This is a genomic window from Stenotrophomonas maltophilia (assembly GCF_004920835.1).
GTDB classification, from domain to species: domain Bacteria; phylum Pseudomonadota; class Gammaproteobacteria; order Xanthomonadales; family Xanthomonadaceae; genus Stenotrophomonas; species Stenotrophomonas maltophilia_AQ.
In genome coordinates this window covers 36,309-54,070 of record NZ_QFHO01000008.1, presented here as the reverse complement: position 1 = coordinate 54,070, position 17,762 = coordinate 36,309, and the positions used below count along the sequence as shown (strand labels likewise).

The 17,762-nt window shown below is 66.9% G+C and carries 17 protein-coding genes; 10 read left to right on the top strand and 7 right to left on the bottom strand.

Annotation, left to right across the window (positions count from 1 at the left end):
- Positions 1 to 19: 19 nt before the first annotated feature.
- On the bottom strand, positions 20 to 1,633 hold the full coding sequence (locus tag DI041_RS08030) for an alpha-glucosidase family protein (RefSeq protein WP_136638384.1): 1,614 nt from the start codon (positions 1,631 to 1,633) through the stop codon (positions 20 to 22).
- A 214-nt stretch (positions 1,634 to 1,847) separates the two neighbouring features.
- Between DI041_RS08030 and DI041_RS08025 the strand changes: the two genes are divergently transcribed.
- Positions 1,848 to 2,846, top strand: coding sequence for a polyprenyl synthetase family protein (locus DI041_RS08025; RefSeq protein WP_004147673.1), 999 nt, complete (start codon positions 1,848 to 1,850; stop codon positions 2,844 to 2,846).
- 110 nt (positions 2,847 to 2,956) lie between these two features.
- On the opposite strand, the gene DI041_RS08020 is transcribed toward DI041_RS08025, so the two are convergent.
- Entirely contained in the window at positions 2,957 to 3,748 is a 792-nt protein-coding gene (locus tag DI041_RS08020; protein WP_136638383.1) for a dienelactone hydrolase family protein, read from the bottom strand.
- Between the two features lie 132 nt (positions 3,749 to 3,880).
- On the opposite strand from DI041_RS08020, the gene DI041_RS08015 reads away from it, so the two are divergent.
- Positions 3,881 to 4,474 carry an SMI1/KNR4 family protein gene (locus DI041_RS08015; RefSeq protein WP_046985688.1) on the top strand — a complete coding sequence of 198 codons (594 nt, stop codon included), beginning with the start codon at positions 3,881 to 3,883 and terminating at the stop codon, positions 4,472 to 4,474.
- Between the two features lie 123 nt (positions 4,475 to 4,597).
- On the opposite strand, the gene murD is transcribed toward DI041_RS08015, so the two are convergent.
- The 3 genes from murD to DI041_RS08000 all read right to left on the bottom strand — a co-directional run bounded on the left by murD (position 4,598) and on the right by DI041_RS08000 (position 10,014).
- Positions 4,598 to 6,007, bottom strand: a complete 1,410-nt coding sequence (murD, locus tag DI041_RS08010; protein WP_046985687.1) for a UDP-N-acetylmuramoyl-L-alanine--D-glutamate ligase — start codon at positions 6,005 to 6,007, stop codon at positions 4,598 to 4,600.
- Positions 5,988 to 7,340, bottom strand: coding sequence for a UDP-N-acetyl-alpha-D-muramoyl-L-alanyl-L-glutamate epimerase (gene murL / locus DI041_RS08005; protein ID WP_136638382.1), 1,353 nt, complete (start codon positions 7,338 to 7,340; stop codon positions 5,988 to 5,990). The genes murD and murL overlap by 20 nt, the downstream gene beginning before the upstream one ends.
- Positions 7,341 to 7,419: 79 nt before the next feature.
- On the bottom strand, positions 7,420 to 10,014 hold the full coding sequence (locus tag DI041_RS08000) for a bifunctional aspartate kinase/diaminopimelate decarboxylase (RefSeq protein ID WP_046985685.1): 2,595 nt from the start codon (positions 10,012 to 10,014) through the stop codon (positions 7,420 to 7,422).
- Positions 10,015 to 10,089: 75 nt separating this feature from the next.
- Here DI041_RS08000 and DI041_RS07995 point away from each other — a divergent pair, with 75 nt between their 5' ends.
- Positions 10,090 to 10,962 (top strand): PhzF family phenazine biosynthesis protein, encoded by an 873-nt coding sequence (locus DI041_RS07995; RefSeq protein ID WP_136638381.1) that lies wholly within the window; start codon positions 10,090 to 10,092, stop codon positions 10,960 to 10,962.
- Between the two features lie 95 nt (positions 10,963 to 11,057).
- The gene (locus tag DI041_RS07990; protein ID WP_136638380.1) at positions 11,058 to 11,936 is read left to right on the top strand and encodes a PhzF family phenazine biosynthesis protein; all 879 of its coding nucleotides are present in this window, start codon (positions 11,058 to 11,060) and stop codon (positions 11,934 to 11,936) included.
- 46 nt (positions 11,937 to 11,982) lie between these two features.
- Here DI041_RS07990 and DI041_RS07985 read toward each other — a convergent pair whose 3' ends face one another.
- The gene (locus tag DI041_RS07985) at positions 11,983 to 12,414 is read right to left on the bottom strand and encodes an OsmC family protein (RefSeq protein WP_014646276.1); all 432 of its coding nucleotides are present in this window, start codon (positions 12,412 to 12,414) and stop codon (positions 11,983 to 11,985) included.
- A 371-nt stretch (positions 12,415 to 12,785) separates the two neighbouring features.
- On the opposite strand from DI041_RS07985, the gene DI041_RS07980 reads away from it, so the two are divergent.
- From DI041_RS07980 to DI041_RS07965, 4 genes are all read left to right on the top strand, one after another.
- A complete protein-coding gene (locus DI041_RS07980; RefSeq protein ID WP_012510328.1) occupies positions 12,786 to 13,184 on the top strand; it encodes an HU family DNA-binding protein in 399 nt (132 codons plus the stop codon).
- A 253-nt stretch (positions 13,185 to 13,437) separates the two neighbouring features.
- Complete coding sequence (locus tag DI041_RS07975) at positions 13,438 to 13,746, top strand: DUF3861 family protein (protein ID WP_046985682.1); 309 nt, start codon at positions 13,438 to 13,440, stop codon at positions 13,744 to 13,746.
- Between the two features lie 56 nt (positions 13,747 to 13,802).
- Entirely contained in the window at positions 13,803 to 14,333 is a 531-nt protein-coding gene (locus DI041_RS07970) for a hypothetical protein (RefSeq protein ID WP_046985681.1), read from the top strand.
- An 82-nt stretch (positions 14,334 to 14,415) separates the two neighbouring features.
- Positions 14,416 to 15,012, top strand: coding sequence for a YceB family lipoprotein (locus tag DI041_RS07965; protein WP_046985680.1), 597 nt, complete (start codon positions 14,416 to 14,418; stop codon positions 15,010 to 15,012).
- A gap of 84 nt (positions 15,013 to 15,096) precedes the next feature.
- On the opposite strand, the gene DI041_RS07960 is transcribed toward DI041_RS07965, so the two are convergent.
- Positions 15,097 to 15,564 carry an SET domain-containing protein gene (locus DI041_RS07960; protein WP_010483549.1) on the bottom strand — a complete coding sequence of 156 codons (468 nt, stop codon included), beginning with the start codon at positions 15,562 to 15,564 and terminating at the stop codon, positions 15,097 to 15,099.
- 213 nt (positions 15,565 to 15,777) lie between these two features.
- Between DI041_RS07960 and DI041_RS07955 the strand changes: the two genes are divergently transcribed.
- Both DI041_RS07955 and sufB read left to right on the top strand, forming a co-directional pair.
- Positions 15,778 to 16,233, top strand: coding sequence for an SUF system Fe-S cluster assembly regulator (locus tag DI041_RS07955; RefSeq protein WP_046985679.1), 456 nt, complete (start codon positions 15,778 to 15,780; stop codon positions 16,231 to 16,233).
- Positions 16,234 to 16,251: 18 nt separating this feature from the next.
- Complete coding sequence (gene sufB, locus DI041_RS07950) at positions 16,252 to 17,727, top strand: Fe-S cluster assembly protein SufB (RefSeq protein WP_046985678.1); 1,476 nt, start codon at positions 16,252 to 16,254, stop codon at positions 17,725 to 17,727.
- Positions 17,728 to 17,762: the final 35 nt, after the last annotated feature.

Genomic DNA, 17,762 nt, shown 5'->3' with positions numbered 1-17,762 from the left:
CCGCCACCGGAGAAAACGGTCAGCTGCGTCGGGCGCAATACACCGCGCGCGGCGGCAGCTGGAGTTCATTGCCCTGCACCGTGCCCGCATCCGGGCCCGGTACCGCCACCTGCTGCCAGTTGCCCGGCGGCAGCGGATGGCTCACCGCCTCGGCCGACAGGTTGAACGCCAGCAGGAGGGTTTCATCTGCAAGCATACGCTCGAACAGCAGCACTGGTTCGGCGCTTTCGATGAATCGGATGCTGCCATGCAGTAGCGCAGGCTGGGTATGCCGCCAGCCCAGGAATGCCCGGAACGCGGCCAGCACCGAGTGCGGATCCCGCTCCTGCACGGCCACCGCCGTCGCCCGGTGCTCGGCCGGGATCGGCAGCCACGGCTGGCCCGTGGTGAAACCCGCCAGCGGCGCATCGGTCCACGGCAGCGGGGTGCGGCAGCCGTCGCGGCCCTTGAAGTTCGGCCAGAAGGTGATGCCATACGGGTCCTGCAGGGCCTCGAACGGCACCTCGGCCTCGGCCAGGCCCAGTTCCTCGCCCTGGTACAGACAGACCGAACCGCGCAGCGAGCACAGCATCGCCACCAGCATCCGCGCCAGGCGGGGATCGGCCGGGTGGCCGCCCCAGCGGCTGACCGCCCGCTCCACGTCGTGATTCGAAACCGCCCAGCACGGCCAGCCTTCGGTCATTGCCGCTTCCAGCCGCGAGACCGTGTCGCGGATGTAGGCCGCGCTGTAATCGTCCACCAGCAGCTCGAAGCTGTAGCCCATGTGCAGGCGGCCATCGCGGGTGTACTCGGCCGTGGTCGCCAGCGAGTCCTCCGAGGAGATCTCGCCCAGGCTCACCGCGCCCGGGTACTCGTCCAGCAGCGCGCGCAGCTGCTCCAGGAACGGCAGGTTTTCCGGCTGGGTGTTGTTGTAGTAGTGATACTGGTAGGCGTACGGATTGTCCGCGCTGAAGCCGCGCCCTACCCGCTTTTCGGCCGGCTTGGCCGGGTTGTCGCGCAGCTGCGCATCGTGGAAGCAGAAGTTGATCGCGTCCAGGCGGAAGCCATCCACGCCACGGTCCAGCCAGAAGCGCACGTTGTCCAGGGTCGCCTGCTGCACGTCCGGGTGATGGAAGTTCAGGTCCGGCTGGTCGACCAGGAAGTTGTGCAGGTAGTACTGCTCGCGGCGCGGCTCCCACTGCCAGGCGCCGCCGCCGAACAGCGACAGCCAGTTGTTGGGTGGGGTACCGTCCTCGCGCGGATCGGCCCAGACGTACCAGTCCGCCTTCGGGTTGGTGCGGTCCTGGCGGCTCTCGCGGAACCAGGCATGCTCGATCGAGGTGTGGCTCAGCACCTGGTCGATCATCACCTTCAGGCCCAACCCGTGGGCCTTGGCCAGCAGGCGGTCGAAGTCCTCCAGGCTGCCGAACAGCGGGTCGACGTCGCGGTAATCGGCGATGTCATAGCCGAAGTCGGCCATCGGCGATTTGAAGAACGGCGAGATCCAGATCGCGTCCACACCCAGCGCGGCGATGTGGTCCAGGCGCTGGATGATGCCGGGCAGGTCGCCTACCCCGTCGCCGTTGGCGTCGAGGAAACTGCGCGGATAGATCTGGTAGATGACGGCTCCGCGCCACCATGGATAGTGCGACATCGACAGCCCCCCTCCGGGCGTGCGGGACCCGCCGGGAGCGGGCCGAAATCCTGATGCCGCAAGCTTAGCGGTGGGTCCCCGGGCTTGGCGCAACCTGCATACGTATTCACGCGGGCGGCAGCCGTGGCCGGGCCAAGGACGTCGGCCAGCCCGGTTTGCGCCCGAATTCACAGGCAACGCCTATAATCAGCGATGAGCCTGAAAGCCTGATCGCATGACCATCACCGAAGACACCCGTCCCGCCCTGGGCCTGCCCCAGATCCAGTCGCTTGCCGCGGCCGACATGGCCGCCGTCGACGCCCTGATCCGGCGCCGGCTGTCCTCGGACGTCGTGCTGATCAACCAGATCGCCGATCACATCATTTCCGCCGGCGGCAAGCGCCTGCGCCCGATGCTGGTGATGCTGGCCGGCCATGCGGTCGGCCAGGCCGGCCCGGATCACCACCAGCTGGCGGCGATCATCGAGTTCATCCACACCTCCACCCTGCTGCACGACGACGTGGTGGACGAATCCAGCCTGCGCCGCGGCCGCAGCACCGCCAACGCGCTGTGGGGCAACGCACCCAGCGTGCTGGTCGGCGACTTCCTGTACTCGCGCAGCTTCCAGCTGATGGTCGAGCTGGAGCGCATGTCGGTGATGCAGATCCTGGCCGATGCCACCAACCGCATCGCCGAGGGTGAAGTGCTGCAGCTGCTGCACGTGCACAACCCGGATACCGACGAAGCGGCCTACCTGCGCGTGATCGAGCGCAAGACCGCGGTCCTGTTCGCTGCCGGTACCCGCCTGGGCGCGCTGGCCAGCGGCGTGGACGAAGCCACCCAGCAGGCCCTGTTCGACTACGGCATGCACCTGGGCTACGCGTTCCAGATCGCCGACGACGTGCTGGACTACTCGGCCAATGCCGAGGAGCTGGGCAAGAACCTGGGCGACGACCTCGCCGAGGGCAAGGCGACTCTGCCGCTGATCCACGCGATGGCCCACTCCGACGACGCCACCCGCGAGCGCCTGCGCACCATCGTGCAGGACGGCGACGCCTCGGCGATGCCGGAAGTGCTGGCCGCGATCCGCGCCACCGGCGGACTCGAGTACAGCCGTGCGCGTGCCGAGGAGTATGCCGAAGCCGCCGAGCGCGCGCTCGATGGCCTGGGCGACAACGATGCCGTGGCCGCCCTGCGCGGCCTGGCCCGCTACGCGGTGCAGCGTTCGCATTGACCAGCGGAGGTGTGCCGAGCAACGGTCGGCACCCACAATGACCGGTAGGTGCCGACCGTTGGTCGGCACTGAAACATCGGTAGGTGCCGACCGTTGGTCGGCATATCTCTTCAGCGTTTCTCGAAGCGCTCCTCGAAGAACTCATCCAGCGCCTTCCACGCGCGCTTGGCCGCCCGTTCGTTGTACTGGCAGCCCGGCGGGCTGTTGGCATCGCGCTCGGCGAAGCAGTGCACTGCCCCGCTGTAGTTGGTGAATTCCCAGTCGACCTTGGCCGCGTTCATTTCCTTCTGGAAACCGGCGATGTCCTCGGCGCTCACGCTCTTGTCATCGGCGCCATTGAGCACCAGCACCGATGGGTGCGTGCCACCGGCCTGCGCCGGCAGCGGCGAACCCAGCCCGCCGTGCAGGCTGACCACACCGGCCAGCGGCGCACCGGCACGGGCCAGCTCCAGCACCGTGGTGCCGCCGAAACAGAAGCCCACCGCGCCGATCCGGTTCGCATCGAGCGGCGTCTTGCCGGCCTGGGCCTTGAGCACGTTCACCGCCTCCAGCGCGCGTGCGCGCAGCAGCGACCGGTCATTGCGCAGCTTGGTCGCCACCGGCCCGGCCTCGGCATCGGTCTTCGGCCGCACGCCCTTGCCGTACACATCGGCCACCAGCACCACGTAGTCATCGCCAGCCAGCTGTTTGGCCTTCTCGACCGCCGATTCGTTCACGCCCTTCCAGTTCGGCACCATCACCAGACCGGGACGCTTGTCGTTGTCGCCGTCGTCATAGACCAGCACGCCACTGAAGGTCGTGCCCTGGTGTTTCCACTCCACCGGCTGCGTCTTCATTGCCGCCCACGCCGGCATCGCCGCCAGCCCCAGCATCACCGCTACACCGCATCGCCAACGATTCATGCGCCTGCTCCGCAAGAAAAAGGGGACGGAGGGGATTAAGCCGTATTTGCCCCTCCCGCGTCGCATTCTGCATTGGCGACGTGACGCAGGTGTGGTTGGATACGACTTAATCCCCTCCGTCCCCTTTTTCGCATGAACCTGGTTGATCGCTTTCTGTCTGGCCTGATTCCACGCCTGCCTGCCGACGATGCCCCGCAGTGGGGCCACGTGCAGGGCGCCAACGCCGAAGACCTGCAGCGCCTGCGTGCGCAGTGGCCGCAGGTTCCGGACAGTCTGGTCGCGTTGCTGTCGCGCGTGGATGGCACGCACTTCCGCGAGTACCCCGGCGGCGAGGTCTGCGTGCTGATGCTCGGCTCGGACGTGGAGGAAGGTGGCTATCCGTACTACCTGCGTTCGGTGGCGCAGGTCTTCGAAGACCAGCGGCAGTGGGACGACAGCATCCGCTCGATCTACGAAGAGTGGCTGGACGACGAGCCGGAGATCCTCGGCGATGGCATCGACCCCGATCTGCCGATGGACCGTCGCCTGTGCTTCTCGCACTGCATGAACAACGGCGGCACCTCGATGCTCTACCTGGATTTCGACCCGGCACCAGGCGGCACCGTCGGCCAGGTGGTGCGCTACCTGCACGATCCGGACAGCTATGCAGTCATCGCGCCGAGCTTCGATGCGTACCTGCAGCAGTTGATTGATGGCGATTACGCGTTCATCGATCAGGACGACTGAAATCCAGCCGAGCGTGGGCTCGGCTCTACAGTAGATCCACGCCATGCGTGGATGGGATGCACAGGATCCCGCTGGGGTCAGAGCCCTTTCCTGCGGAAAGGGATCCGACCCCGGACCGGTGGCTCAAACGATGCCCAACCCCGGAATCGCGCTGTTGCTGTCCGGGTCGAAGCCGGCCAGCTCGGCGAAATGGCGACCACGAGCCACGTAATCGCGGTAGGCACCAAAACTCGGCGCGCCCGGCGACAGCAGCACCACCCCGCCCTGCGTACCCAGCGCCGCGCGTGCCAGCGCCATCGCTTCGGGCAGGTCACCGGCCGCGTGCAGGCCGAAGCGGCCGGCATCGGCCAGCGGCTGCAGCATCGCGTGGATGCGCGGGCCGTTGCTGCCCATGGTCACGATCTCCACCGGCGGCACGTCGTGGGCCATGTGCTGCATGAAATCGCTCCAGTCCAGGCCGCGATCATGTCCGCCCACCAGCAGCGCGATGCGCTGGCCGGCGAAGCACTCCAGCGCTGCCAGGCTGGCATGCGGCGTGGTGCTGATTGAATCGTTGACGTAGGTCAGGCCATCGGCCACGCCGATGCGCTGCAGGCGATTCGGCAACGGACGGAAGTCCTGCACCGCCGGCGCCAGCGCCACGGCATCCAGCCCCAGCGCTTCCAGAGCGGCCAGTACCGCGCATAGGTTGCCACGGTTGTGGCGGCCCGGCAGTGGCGTGTTGCGGGTGTCGAACACCGCCTGCTCACCGCGATGCACGATGTCACCGCGCATATGCCAACCCTGCGGCTGGTTGAACCAGACCACTTCGCTGTCAGGCAGAGACAGCGCGGCCAGATGCGGATCGGCGGCGTTGAGCACGGCGATGCGCGGTGCGGCTTCAGTCACCAGCCGCAGCTTGTCGTCGATGTAACGCTGCTCGCTGCCGTGCCAGTCCAGGTGTTCCGGGAACAGGTTCAGCACCACCGCCACCTGCGGGCGGGCGCCACTGCGGGCCACTTCGCCGGTCTGGTAACTGGACAGTTCCACCGCCCAGTACTCGGGCGCGGGTTGCGGGTCCAGCGCTTCCAGCAGCGGCAGGCCGATGTTGCCGACCAGGCCGGTGCGGTGGCCGGCGGCACGCAGCAGGTGCGCGACCAGCGCGGTGGTGGTGCTCTTGCCCTTGGTACCGGTCACGCACACGGTGTCGTGCACGATGCCATCAGCACCCGCATGCTCGGCAAACCACAGAGCAGTGCCGCCGATGAAAGTGGTGCCCTGCGCGGCGGCGGCCAGCGCGATTTGCTGGTAAGGGCTGATGCCCGGCGACTTGATCACCACATCGAAGGCAGCCAGCGCCTCGGCCGACGGCTCACCACGGACGTCCAGCGCACCGTGTGTTTCCGCACGCGCTGCCTCGACTTCGGCAGCTGGACAGAACAGGCTCAGGCCAAGCCCGGGCAGGCGCGAACGCAGCACCGCAAACGCGGCGCGGCCCTCGCGGCCCCAGCCCCACAGCGCAACGCGCTTTCCTTCAAGCTTCGAAATCTTCACGTACCCGTTCCCACAGCGCAGCCGGAATACGGTATTCGCCCTGCAGCTGCAACAGCGGTGCCAGTTCCAGTTCGGCGGCATCCAACTGCGGCTGAATCTCATTGCAGAAGCGCTTCACCAGCACGTCTTCCTTCCACTCGGCGCGCTGCGCCAGGGTTGCCATCGCTGCGCGCGACTCGCGGCCTTCGCCCACGCACTCGAACGGCTTGTGGTCCTGGAATTCCAGCAGTGCGTCGAAGCCGCCAGCCTGCTCGATGTCATCCAGCAGGTTGCGGCCGAAGATGCGTACCAGGCGCGTCTTGGGCATGAACGGGGCCAGTGCCAGGAACACGAAGTGGCACTTCGGGCAGACACCGCACCAGCGGTTCACCGGGCGCTCGCCGAGGATGTGGAAGTTGCGGTTGCAGCTGGAGAAGTGCGCGTCGTAGAAATCGGTCTTGGCGAACTGGCGCGCAACCGCCAACTCGGACATCGGCCGCAGCAGCGAGTAGTACTGCAGATCGGCGGCCAGCTGCTTCTGCACATGGCTGCCGAACGCCTGCTCGAACGCCCAGCCCTTGGACCACTGATGGTTGACTTCACCGGTGCCCGGAATCTGGCTGCCGTAGCTGGCCGAACGTTCGTTCGAGAACACCACCTGGTCCACGCCCTGCAGCAGCGCGGCCAGCACCATGATCGCCGAGTTCACCGCGGTAACCGGGATATGCCCGTTCCAGGCGCCCTGGCGGTTGAGCTCGAACAGTTCCGGCGCCAGCGCGCGGCCCAGGTTCAGCGTCGGCAGGCCGGTGCGCTCGGCACAGGCGCGGATCAGCTGCGAGCCACCGATCCAGGTCACCGTCTCGTCCACGCCGGCACGGCGCAGCGCTTCGATGCTGACCAGCGAATCCTTGCCGCCGCCAATTGCCACCAGCGCGTGCGGCTGCAGGCCCAGCACCGGTGCCTGCACCGCTTCGCCCTGTACCGGCAGGCGGAAGCGCCCGCGCAGGTTCAGGCCGTTGCGGTAGGCAAATTCGCCCAGGCCATTGAGGTAGACCGTCTCCACCAGCGCAGCGGTTTCGGCATCAATGTTGTAGCTGTCGATGCTGACCGTCTCCGGCACGCCCGCCTTGTAGTAGCTGACACCGGCAATCAGGTGCAGCAGCTGCAGCGCTCGCTGCACGGCGGCGGCACGCGCCTGGTCCAGTACGAACGGCGCGCCGGGAACGGTGATGGTTTCCACCATTTCCGGGCCGTCGTCGAAGGCGTAGACCAGCTTGGCCACGCCAGTGTCCGCGGCGAATTCGCAGCGGACGAAGCGGAAGCGGGAAACCTGGTGTTTATCGAAAGCAGTCATGGTGTATCCGGTCAGGCACCTGCCCGCGCGCAGGCGCGGGAGGTGTCGGTGGGCGGGTGCAGGGCGCGGAAGGCAGCGATCACTCGATCACGTCTTCGCGCGGCATCGCCCGCTGGTTGTAGGTGTTGGACATCACGTAGCCGTAGGCACCGGCATCGGCGATCAGCATCACATCGTCCGGCGCGGTTGACACCGGCAGCTTGCGGCGCTTGCCGAACACATCGCTGGATTCGCAGATCGGGCCGACCACATCAAACGCCGCTTCGGCATAACCGCCCTGGCGGCTGAGGTTCTCGATGTCATGCCAGGCGTCGTACAGCGCCGGGCGCATCAGGGTGTTCATGCCCGCATCCAGGCCGACCCGGCGCACGCCATCCTTCTCCACCACCTGGGTGGCATGGGTCAGCAGCACGCCCGATTCGGCCACCAGGAAGCGGCCCGGTTCGATCGCCAGACGGAACGCCGGATGCAGCGCCTTGACCTCGGCCAGACCCTCGGCCCAGGCCTCCAGGTCGAACGGCTCGTCTTCGTCGCTGTACGGAATCGGAAGGCCACCACCGATGTCGATGGTCTGTACGCTGCCGATGCGGCGGGCGAAACCGGCCAGCTCATCGCACATCAGGCGCCAGTGCTGCGCGGTTTCCACACCGCTGCCCAGGTGCGCATGCAGGCCGACCACGCGGGTGCCCAGTTCGGTAGCCGCGCGCACGAACTCGTCGACGCGGGCGATCGGCAGGCCGAACTTGGAATCCTTGCCACCGGTACGCACCTTGGCGTGGTGGCCCTCGCCACGACCCAGATCAACGCGCAGCCACAGCTCGCGGTTGCGGAACAGGTCCGGCCAGCGCTGCAGCGCCTCGACATTGTCGACGGTGACGGTCACGCCCAGCGCGAATGCCGCTTCGTATTCCTCGCGCGGGCAGAAGCTGGGGGTGAACAGCACGCGCTTGGGCGACAGTTCCGGCAGATGCTGGAACACGTGCTTCAGTTCGCCATGCGATACGCACTCCAGTCCAAAGCCCTCGGCTTCCAGCAGCTGCAGGATGGCCGGATGGCTGTTTGCCTTGATCGCGTAGTAGCGCTGGTCGATCGGCTTGATCGCCGCCAGCGCGCGGGCACGCGCCCGCACCGTCGGCAGGTGGTAGACGTAACGCGGGGTGCCGGCATCGGCCAGCTGCAGCAGGTGCGCACGCTGGCCGCGCCACCACGGCGTACCACGCGGACGCACGGTGCCGGCAATCTCGCGCCAGCGCGGGCCGAACACTTCGGTCTCTTCCACCGGCATCGCGCCGCTGTCGATAAGTTCGGCGTGCAGGATCGGCAGCAGGCCATCGGCATCGGCTTCGTCGATGACGAAGGTCAGGTTCAGGTCGTTGGACGACTGCGAGATCATGTGCACGCGTTCGCGGCCGAAGGTCGCCCACACGTCCGACAGCTTGTGCAGCAGCGAGCGCATGCCGAGACCGACCAGGGTGATCGCTGCGCACGGCACGATCACCTTCACCTTGCAGATCTGCGACAGGTCGGCCGACAGCGCGGCCAGCACATCGGTGTTGACCAGGTTCTCGGAGGGATCCAGCGACACGGTGACATTGGTCTCGGCCGAGCCGATCAGGTCTACCGACAGGCCATGCTTCTTGAACAGATTGAACACGTCGGCCAGGAAGCCGACCTGCTGCCACATGCCGATGCCTTCCATCGACACCAGCACGATGCCGTTGCGGCGGCTGATCGCCTTCACCCCCGGCACCGGTGCGGCATTGCCGTCGATGCTGGTACCCGGCAGTTCGGGACGCTCGGTATCGAGAATGGCCATCGGCACGCCAGCATCGCGGCACGGCTTGATCGAACGCGGGTGCAGTACCTTGGCACCGGTGGTGGCGATTTCCTGCGCTTCGTAATAGTCCAGCCGGGTCAGCAGCCGCGCATCCGGAACGTCCTTGGGATTGGCGCTGAACATGCCCGGCACGTCGGTCCAGATCTCCACGCGGCTGGCGCCGAGCAGCGCACCGAAGTACGCCGCCGAGGTATCCGAACCACCACGACCGAGGATGGCGGTGCCGCCGTCGGCGTGGCGCGAGATGAAGCCCTGGGTAATCAGCAGCCGGGTCGGCTGCGCGCGGAAGCGCTGCGCCCAGGCTGCGTCCGCACGCCACTGGCAATTCACCGACAGGCGCTGCGACCAGTCGCTCTGGTTCGGCTGTGGCGGCAGTGCATCCAGCCACTGGCGGGCATCCATCCAGCCGAAATCCAGGCCGCTGGCACGCAGGTAGGCCGCACCCAGGCTGGACGACAACAACTCGCCCTGGCCCAGTACCTCGGCCTGCCAGTCCAGCGGACGAGCAGCGGCGCGCGGGTCATCGAGCAGGCCCTGCAGCACGGCCAGTCGTTCGGCCAGCACCTCGGCGCCCAGCTCCAGTTCCTGCAGGAAGCCCTGGTGGCGCTCGACCAGCGCGGCCACACGATCACGGCTGTCCGGCGCGCCATCGGCAATCGCGGTCAGTTCGTTGGTGACCCCGGACAGCGCCGACACCACCACCAGCACGCGCGAGCCGGTCTCTTCCGCGCGTTTTTTCGCCAGCTTCCCGATCGTGTCCCAGCGGTGACGACGCGACACCGAGGTGCCGCCGAACTTCAGTACGATCCAACGATCGACAAGGGGGGAAGCTGACATGGATTGGCTATGTAGAATGTGGGGAAGCCGCCCTCGGGGGCGGAACCTTTGATTCTAAGCGCAATATCCCCGTAGATGGCCGTCCTCCGTTACCTCCAGCTCGATGTCTTCGCCCCCCGCCCCGGTACCGGCAACCCCCTGGGCGCCGTGCTGGACGCCGACGATCTCTCCGGCGAGCAGATGCAGGCTCTGGCGGCCTGGCTGAACCTGTCCGAGACGGTGTTCTTCCTGCGCCCCAGCGCGCCCGACGCCGACTACCACATCCGCATCTTCACCCCGACCCGTGAGCTGGCTTTCGCCGGCCACCCCAGTGTTGGCGCGGCCTGGACGGCGGTGACCTGCGGCCTGGCCCAACCGCGCGAGGGTGCGCTGGTACAGCAGTGCGCCGCAGGGTTGCTGCCGGTACGGGTGAGCGGCCCGGCTGAGGCGCTGCAGATCCAGCTGGCCAGTCCGCCGGCGCGGCAACGGGCGACGACAGCCGACGGGGTGCCCGAAACGCTGCTGGCCCTCGCCGCCAACGGGCATGCGCCGGAACTATGGGACAACGGCGCGCGCTGGTGGCTTCTGCCGCTGCGCGATGCCACCACCGTACGCAACCTGGTGCCGGACATGGCCGCCCTGCGTGACTGGAGCCTGGCCACCGACGCAACCGGCGTGGCCGTGTTCGCTGACGAAGCCGGTACTGACCATTCCCGCGTGGTGCGCGCGTTCTGCCCTGCGGATGCGGCCAGCGTGCCCGAGGATCCGGTGACCGGCAGCGCCAATGCCCTGATCGGCGCCTGGCTGCGGCAGCGCAACGCCCTGCCCGGCCGCGAGGGCTGCTACGAGGCCAGCCAGGGCCGCGAAGTCGGCCGCGATGGCCGCGTACAGGTAAAAGTCGATGCAGAGGGCACGGTCTGGATCGGCGGCCAGGTGCAGCCGGTCATCGACGGCAACATCCGCTGGTAGCGCCGGGCCATGCCCGGCGGCCTTGCCGCGCTGCGCACTCGCGGGGCATGGCCCCGCGCTACCGTATTCCCCTTCATTCCTGGAGTTTCAACCCGATGACCACCCGCCGTTTCCTGCAGCTGGATGTGTTCTCGCCGCGCCCCGGCGCGGGTAATCCGCTGGCCGTGGTACTCGATGCCGGAGGCCTGGACGACGCCAGCATGCAGGCCATCGCGCGTTGGACGCGCCTGCCGGAAACCACCTTCGTGTTCCCGCCGCAGGCCGCCGGCGCCAGCTATCGGCTGCGCATGTTCAGCCCGCAGAAGGAAGTACCGTTCGCCGGCCACCCCAGCGTCGGCACCGCGCACGCGGTACTGCAGGCAAACCTGGCCGCGCCGGTCGACGGCATCCTTGTGCAGGACGGCATTGCCGGCGCGCTGCCGCTACGCGTCAGTGGCGAGGCTGCGCAGCAGCGCATCGCCATACGCACCCCGCGCGCGCAGCTGGCCGAGACCGCCGACGCCACCGATCCACGCCTGCAGGCAGTCCTGGAAGGCTGGCCGCTGGGCACGCTGCCGCCGGCACGCATGCAGGGCGGGCGCAGCTGGTGGGTGGTGCAGGTAGCCGATGAGGCCGCGTTGCGCGCGCTGCAGCCGGACTGGGATGCGGTGGCCGCACTGGCTGAGTCCACCGACAGCATGGGCGTGTTCGCCTATGCCTTCAGCGATGGCAGCGAGGGGTTCGACCTGGCGGTGCGCGCCTTCGTCGGCAACGGCCGTCGCTTCGAAGACGCCGCTTCCGGCGCCGCCAACGCCGTGCTCGCCGCATGGCTGGACCTGCGCGACGCCTTGCCCAAGGGCCGCGCACCGTTTGAAGTCAGCCAGGGTCGCGAAGTCGGTCACGATGCGCGCTTGACCCTTTTCGTCGATGAAGACGGGGAAGTCTGGTCCGGTGGGCAGGTTCAGACTGTGATCAGCGGCACCATTGATTGGTGATCCCGTACGGCGTGGTGGCGCCGGGCCATGCCCGGCGCTACCGACCTCAACCCAGCTCGGCTTCCAGGCTGATCGGCACCGCGCTCAGCGCCTTGGACACCGGGCAGTTCTGCTTGGCGTCATCGGCAATGGCACGGAACTGTGCCGCATCGATGCCGGGCACCACGGCCTTCACTTTCAGCCGGATCTGCGACAGCTGCGGGCCGCCTTCCAGTGACAGATCGACCTTGGCCTCGGTATCCAGCGAGGTCGGGGTGAAGCCGGCTTCGCCGAGCTTGGCCGACAGCGCCATGGTGAAACAGCCTGCATGTGCAGCAGCGATCAGCTCTTCCGGATTGGTGCCTTTTTCGTCGCCGAAACGGCTGTTGAAGCCATAGCGCGTCTTGTCCAGCAGGCCACTCTGCGGCGTGCTCAACTGTCCCTTGCCGGACTTCAGATCGCCTTCCCAGTGCGCGGTGGCGTGTCGCGAGATTCCCATGTGCTGCTCCTGCGTGGCGGTGATGAACGTTTACCCTCGCACGGCATGCGTTAGCCCTGCGTCGCTCCGCTGCACGCCGGACGTCACCCTGGACGCAGGCACGTGGACACTTCCTCGCCATGAGAACGCGCATTTTTCCCTTGTTTTCAGTAATTTCGCGCATCCCCGTGCGACCGGGACGAGCATTGCCGGCCGCACCGCGGTACCCCCAGCCCCCACCACCGGCCATGTACTGAATCGGCCTGGATATGAAAAAACATGCACTTTCCGCACTCCAGGCTATTGGCGGCGCCCGAGAGTTGCCCTACATTGCGCTTGCCGACGGGGTTCGGCGCCGACCAAACAACCAACCGTTCACGGAACAGGAAACCATGGCAAAGACCGCTAAGAAGGCTGCCCCGAAGAAGGCAGTGAAGAAAGTCGCGACGAAGGCAGCCGCCAAGCCGGCCGCTCCGAAGCCGATCAAGGAAGTGCTGACCAAGTCCGGCCTGGTTGCACACATCGCTGAAGCCTCCGGCGTCATCGCCAAGGACGTCCGCGCTGTGCTGGCCTCGCTGGAAAGCGCTGTCGCCTCCTCGGTGCACAAGAAGGGCGCTGGCTCGTTCACCCTGCCGGGCCTGCTGAAGATCAGCACCGTCAATGTGCCGGCCAAGCCGAAGCGCAAGGGCATCAACCCGTTCACCAAGGAAGAACAGTGGTTCGCCGCCAAGCCGGCCACCACCAAGCTGAAGGTGCGTCCGCTGAAGAAGCTGAAGGACGCTGCGCTGTAAGCGCGCGCCCCAACGCGGATTCCGACGGGACGGCTCAGGCCGTCCCGTTTTTTTTGTCCGAACCGCAGGCCGCAACACAGCGTTGCCGCAGCCAGCGGATTGCCCGCACAGGCCCGCCGCCATTGGATGAGCGTGTTACCTGCCGGCACGGAACCTACCGGGTGGAACACTGCGTGCAGCGCCGGCCATCGCCGCCGGCCGTGGCCTTGCCTATCGTGGGCACATCCTCCACAGCTACGGCGAGCACACCCTCATGGCCAGCCCCTCCACCCGCTACCGGATCTCGGTGACCCCCATCGAAAAGGACGGGGTGCAGTGCACCGGGCGCTGCACCATCGAACTGGAGCACCGCGCCAGCCGCGACCTGATGCGCCTGCTGGAAGCTGCACCACGCACCGCTGGGCTCAGCGGCGACGAGCGTGCGACAGTCGTGATCGCCACCCAGCTGCTGCGCGATATCGTGCAGCGCCATGCCGAAACCGAAGGCCACGCACTGGGCGCGATCGCCACGCAGGTGCTGCCGGCGCTGGATGCGCTGGAACAGCTGCCGTCCTCCCGCTGAGACCGGCGCAGTCGATACACTGCCCTCCTTCACGTCGCCCCGGGGAGGAGGCAGGCATGCGCAGGTTCCTGTTGTTGATCGCGCCGCTGGTGCTGTTCGGCTGTTCGCGGCCGGAGGCGCAACCGGATCCAACCAGCGCTCCTGCGCCGCCGCCGGCTCCGGCCGCTGCCAGTGCAGAGGGCGAAGCGCCCGCACTGCAAGCCACCGCGGTCGACCCGCTGTTTGCCGCCGTCGCGGCCGAAGCCGAGCTCCCGGCCGCAATGCTCAATCGCTATGTCATGGCACTGCTCAACCGGGACCGCAAAGGCGCCGATGCCGCCTGGACCTTCCCGCCCAGCGATGCACGACGCGCGGACGACGCCGCGTTGCGCCAGCTGGAGGACGTCCGCAGCCTGCGCCTGACGACCGGGTCGCCGATCGCCCGCGATGGCCACCAGCCACCACAGTTGCTGGAGATCCCGGTACAGATCCGTGCAGCGACCCCCCAGGGCACGTTCCGCTTCGGCGGCTGGTACCGGGTGCACCCCAGCAGCGATGGCCGCGCCTGGCAGATCCAGTCGGCGCAACTGCGGCCAACGCTGGACTGAACCGTTGCAGCGGCATGCACGCACGATTCAGCCGGCAAGGCTACTCTTTGATCCATCCATTCCGCATTCACCGGTCACCGCCATGCGCCTGCGTTCCCTGATGACCCGCCTTGCCGCCTCCACCGTACTGATCGCCGCGGCGATCGGCGCGCAGGCCGCCCCTTCCATTTCCGGTCGCGAACTGTCGGTCGGCGCCAGCGATGTGCAGCAATACCTCGATGGCAGTTTCCCCCGTACCCAGGACGCCCTGGGTGGCCTGATCGCGCTGACCATGAGCCATCCGCAGCTGAGCCTGCCGGCCGGCGAACGACTGAACCTGGGCATGGATGTGGCACTGGCGACCGCTGGCGGCAACCCGGCCAAGCTCGGTACGGTGAAGCTCAGCAGCGGCCTGCGCTACGACGCACAGACCCAGGGCTTCCATCTGCAGCAGCCCAGCGTCGATGACTTCACTCCGGCCAACCAGGGCGGTCGCCTCGACTCGCGCACCCGCGGCCTGCTCAATGCCTGGCTGAGCGACTACGCCCAGCGCGAGCCAATCTACAAGCTGGACCCGGCCATGGCCGGCGTGCTCGGTGCACTGCAGGTGCAGTCGGCACAGGTGAAGAACGGCAAGCTGGTGGTCACCTTCAACCAGAACCTGGGCAACCTGGTACCGGCAGGCGTGCTCGGAAAATAAAACAAGGCAGCGCCGGGCCATGCCCGGCGGCTTCTGATTCTCCCGCGCACCGCGATCGCCGGGCATGGCCCGGCGCTACCGCAATCAGCGCTTGGGCTGCAGCATGGTGCCGGTGCACTTGGGCGAACCGCAGCGGCACTCCCAGATCTTCTTCAGCTTGGCCGTATGGCGCTCGGCCAGGGTGATGCCGTAGTTGTAGGTCAGCTCTTCGCCGGCCTTGATATCGCGCAGCGCTTCGATGAAGACCTTGTCGCCGCGGCTGTCACCGTCTTCGTCTTCCTCGATCACCGCCTCGCAGTTCGGGTCGCAGCTGTGGTTGATCCAGCGCGCATCGTTGCCCTTGTAGTTGGCATCGATCACCCAGTCGTCGTTGAGGGTGAACAGGAAGGTATGGCCACTTTCAACATCGCCGCTGTCATCGGCATCGACGTCGCCGTGGCTGCGCAGCAGGCCCTTGTACTGGATCACGCGCTCGCCCTGCTTGATCGGGGCCACGGAAAACACACCGTTGCCGTGGATGGCGGACTTGCGGGCTTGGATCTTCTTGGGCATCGGCAAGGGAGGTCTGCAGCGAAAGGAACGTTGATTCTCGCCCATTCCGGGTGATTGCGAAAATCATCTCGTTGGCTCAGCATTGGCGCCCTGGCAACGGCCCCGGTGAGTGCTCCCGGCCCGGCCCCCCCGGCGCCAGCTGAATGCCCGGCTTGGATGGTGGCGAATAAAAGCGTACAATTTCAGTCCGCTTTAAGAACCGCTCGCATCCCCATGTTGCGCGTCACCAAACTCACCGATTACGCCACCGTGGTACTGACCGTACTCGCCGCCCGCCCGGGCGAGGTGCTCAGTGCCACCGAGCTGGCCGAATTCACTGGTCTGGAACCGCCGACCGTCAGCAAGGTACTCAAGCCGCTGGCCCAGGCCGGCCTGGTCGAGGGCCTGCGCGGCGTCCGTGGCGGCTACCGGCTGACCCGCGCGGCCGTCGAGATCTCGCTGTTCGAAGTGGTCGAAGCGATGGAAGGGCCGCTGGCCCTGACCGAATGCAGCCACGACCACCACCAGTGCGGCATGGCGCCCAAGTGCGGCGCGCGCAGCAGCTGGCGGCTGATCAACGACGTGGTCTCCGAGGCCCTGCGCGACGTCACCCTCGCCCAGATTCTCCCCCCTCTCCCCCTTGCCGATGACGAACAGCGCCGCACCATCGCTGTCGACGTCGTCTCCTGATCCGTAGGCAGCCCCCCCATGGCCACCGAAACCATCGAAAACGTCGCCCACGACGACACCCCCAACCGCGAGATCCACGAGCAGCTCGGCCGCAAGTATTCGGCCGGCTTCATCACGGACATCGAATCAGACTCCCTTCCCGCCGGCCTGGACGAGGACACCATCCGTGCCCTGTCGGCCAAGAAGGAAGAGCCGGAATGGATGACGCAGTGGCGCCTGGACGCCTACCGCCACTTCCTGACCATGCCGATGCCGAACTGGGCCAAGCTGCAGATCGCCCCGATCGATCTGCAGGCGCTCAGCTACTACTCCGCGCCGAAGGGCCCGAAGTACGCCTCGCTGGATGACGTGCCCAAGGAACTGCTCGACACCTACGACAAGCTGGGCGTGCCGCTGCACGAGCGCGCCAAGCTGGCCGGCGTGGCGGTGGACGCGGTGTTCGACTCGGTGTCCGTCGGCACCACCTTCCGCAAGGAACTGGCCGAGAAGGGCATCGTGTTCTGCTCGATGTCCGAAGCGATCAAGGAACATCCGGAGCTGGTCAAGCAGTACCTCGGCACCGTGGTGCCGGTCGGCGACAACTATTTCGCCGCGCTCAATTCGGCGGTGTTCTCCGATGGCAGCTTCGTGTTCATCCCCAAGGGCGTGCGTTGCCCGATGGAGCTGAGCACCTATTTCCGCATCAACGCCGGCCACACCGGCCAGTTCGAGCGCACGCTGATCATCTGCGAGGACAAGGCGTACGTGTCCTACCTGGAAGGCTGCACCGCGCCGATGCGCGACGAGAACCAGCTGCATGCGGCGGTGGTCGAGCTGGTCGCGCTGGAAGATGCGGAAATCAAGTACTCCACGGTGCAGAACTGGTACCCGGGCGACGAGAACGGCGTCGGCGGCATCTACAACTTCGTCACCAAGCGTGCCGAATGCCGCGGCGCACGCAGCAAGGTCACCTGGACCCAGGTCGAGACCGGCTCGGCGATCACCTGGAAGTACCCGTCCTGCGTGCTGCTGGGCGACGACTCGGTCGGTGAGTTCCACTCGGTGGCGTTGACCCACCACCGCCAGCAGGCCGACACCGGCACCAAGATGATCCACATCGGCAAGCGCACCAAGAGCAAGATCATCAGCAAGGGCATCAGCGCCGGCCGCGGACAGAACACCTACCGCGGCCTGGTCCGGGTCGACCGCAACGCAGATGGCGCGCGCAACTACACCCAGTGCGATTCACTGCTGATCGGCAAGCAGTGCGGTGCCCACACCTTCCCCTACATCGAGGTGAAGAACCCCGGCGCCACGGTCGAGCACGAGGCCACCACCTCCAAGATCTCCGACGACCAGCTGTTCTACTGCCGCGCTCGTGGCATCAGCCAGGAAGACGCGGTGTCGATGATCGTCGACGGCTTCTGCAAGCAGGTGTTCCGCGAGCTGCCGATGGAGTTCGCGGTGGAAGCCAAGAAGCTGCTGGAAGTCTCGCTGGAAGGCTCGGTGGGCTGACCGCCTGCCGCCCCTCGCACAACGCATTCTCTTTA

Excerpts from the sequence above, each read along its gene's own strand:
- DI041_RS08020 (WP_136638383.1), bottom strand. The coding sequence starts at position 3,748 with ATGAATCGTTGGCGATGCGGTGTAGCGGTGATGCTGGGGCTGGCGGCG.
- DI041_RS07955 (WP_046985679.1), top strand. The coding sequence starts at position 15,778 with ATGTTGCGCGTCACCAAACTCACCGATTACGCCACCGTGGTACTGACC.
- DI041_RS07980 (WP_012510328.1), top strand. The coding sequence starts at position 12,786 with ATGGCAAAGACCGCTAAGAAGGCTGCCCCGAAGAAGGCAGTGAAGAAA.
- sufB (WP_046985678.1), top strand. The coding sequence starts at position 16,252 with ATGGCCACCGAAACCATCGAAAACGTCGCCCACGACGACACCCCCAAC.
- DI041_RS08030 (WP_136638384.1), bottom strand. The coding sequence starts at position 1,633 with ATGTCGCACTATCCATGGTGGCGCGGAGCCGTCATCTACCAGATCTAT.
- DI041_RS08025 (WP_004147673.1), top strand. The coding sequence starts at position 1,848 with ATGACCATCACCGAAGACACCCGTCCCGCCCTGGGCCTGCCCCAGATC.
- DI041_RS08000 (WP_046985685.1), bottom strand. The coding sequence starts at position 10,014 with ATGTCAGCTTCCCCCCTTGTCGATCGTTGGATCGTACTGAAGTTCGGC.
- DI041_RS07975 (WP_046985682.1), top strand. The coding sequence starts at position 13,438 with ATGGCCAGCCCCTCCACCCGCTACCGGATCTCGGTGACCCCCATCGAA.
- murL (WP_136638382.1), bottom strand. The coding sequence starts at position 7,340 with ATGACTGCTTTCGATAAACACCAGGTTTCCCGCTTCCGCTTCGTCCGC.
- DI041_RS07990 (WP_136638380.1), top strand. The coding sequence starts at position 11,058 with ATGACCACCCGCCGTTTCCTGCAGCTGGATGTGTTCTCGCCGCGCCCC.
- DI041_RS07965 (WP_046985680.1), top strand. The coding sequence starts at position 14,416 with ATGCGCCTGCGTTCCCTGATGACCCGCCTTGCCGCCTCCACCGTACTG.
- DI041_RS07960 (WP_010483549.1), bottom strand. The coding sequence starts at position 15,564 with ATGCCCAAGAAGATCCAAGCCCGCAAGTCCGCCATCCACGGCAACGGT.
- DI041_RS07995 (WP_136638381.1), top strand. The coding sequence starts at position 10,090 with ATGGCCGTCCTCCGTTACCTCCAGCTCGATGTCTTCGCCCCCCGCCCC.
- DI041_RS07985 (WP_014646276.1), bottom strand. The coding sequence starts at position 12,414 with ATGGGAATCTCGCGACACGCCACCGCGCACTGGGAAGGCGATCTGAAG.
- DI041_RS07970 (WP_046985681.1), top strand. The coding sequence starts at position 13,803 with ATGCGCAGGTTCCTGTTGTTGATCGCGCCGCTGGTGCTGTTCGGCTGT.
- DI041_RS08015 (WP_046985688.1), top strand. The coding sequence starts at position 3,881 with ATGAACCTGGTTGATCGCTTTCTGTCTGGCCTGATTCCACGCCTGCCT.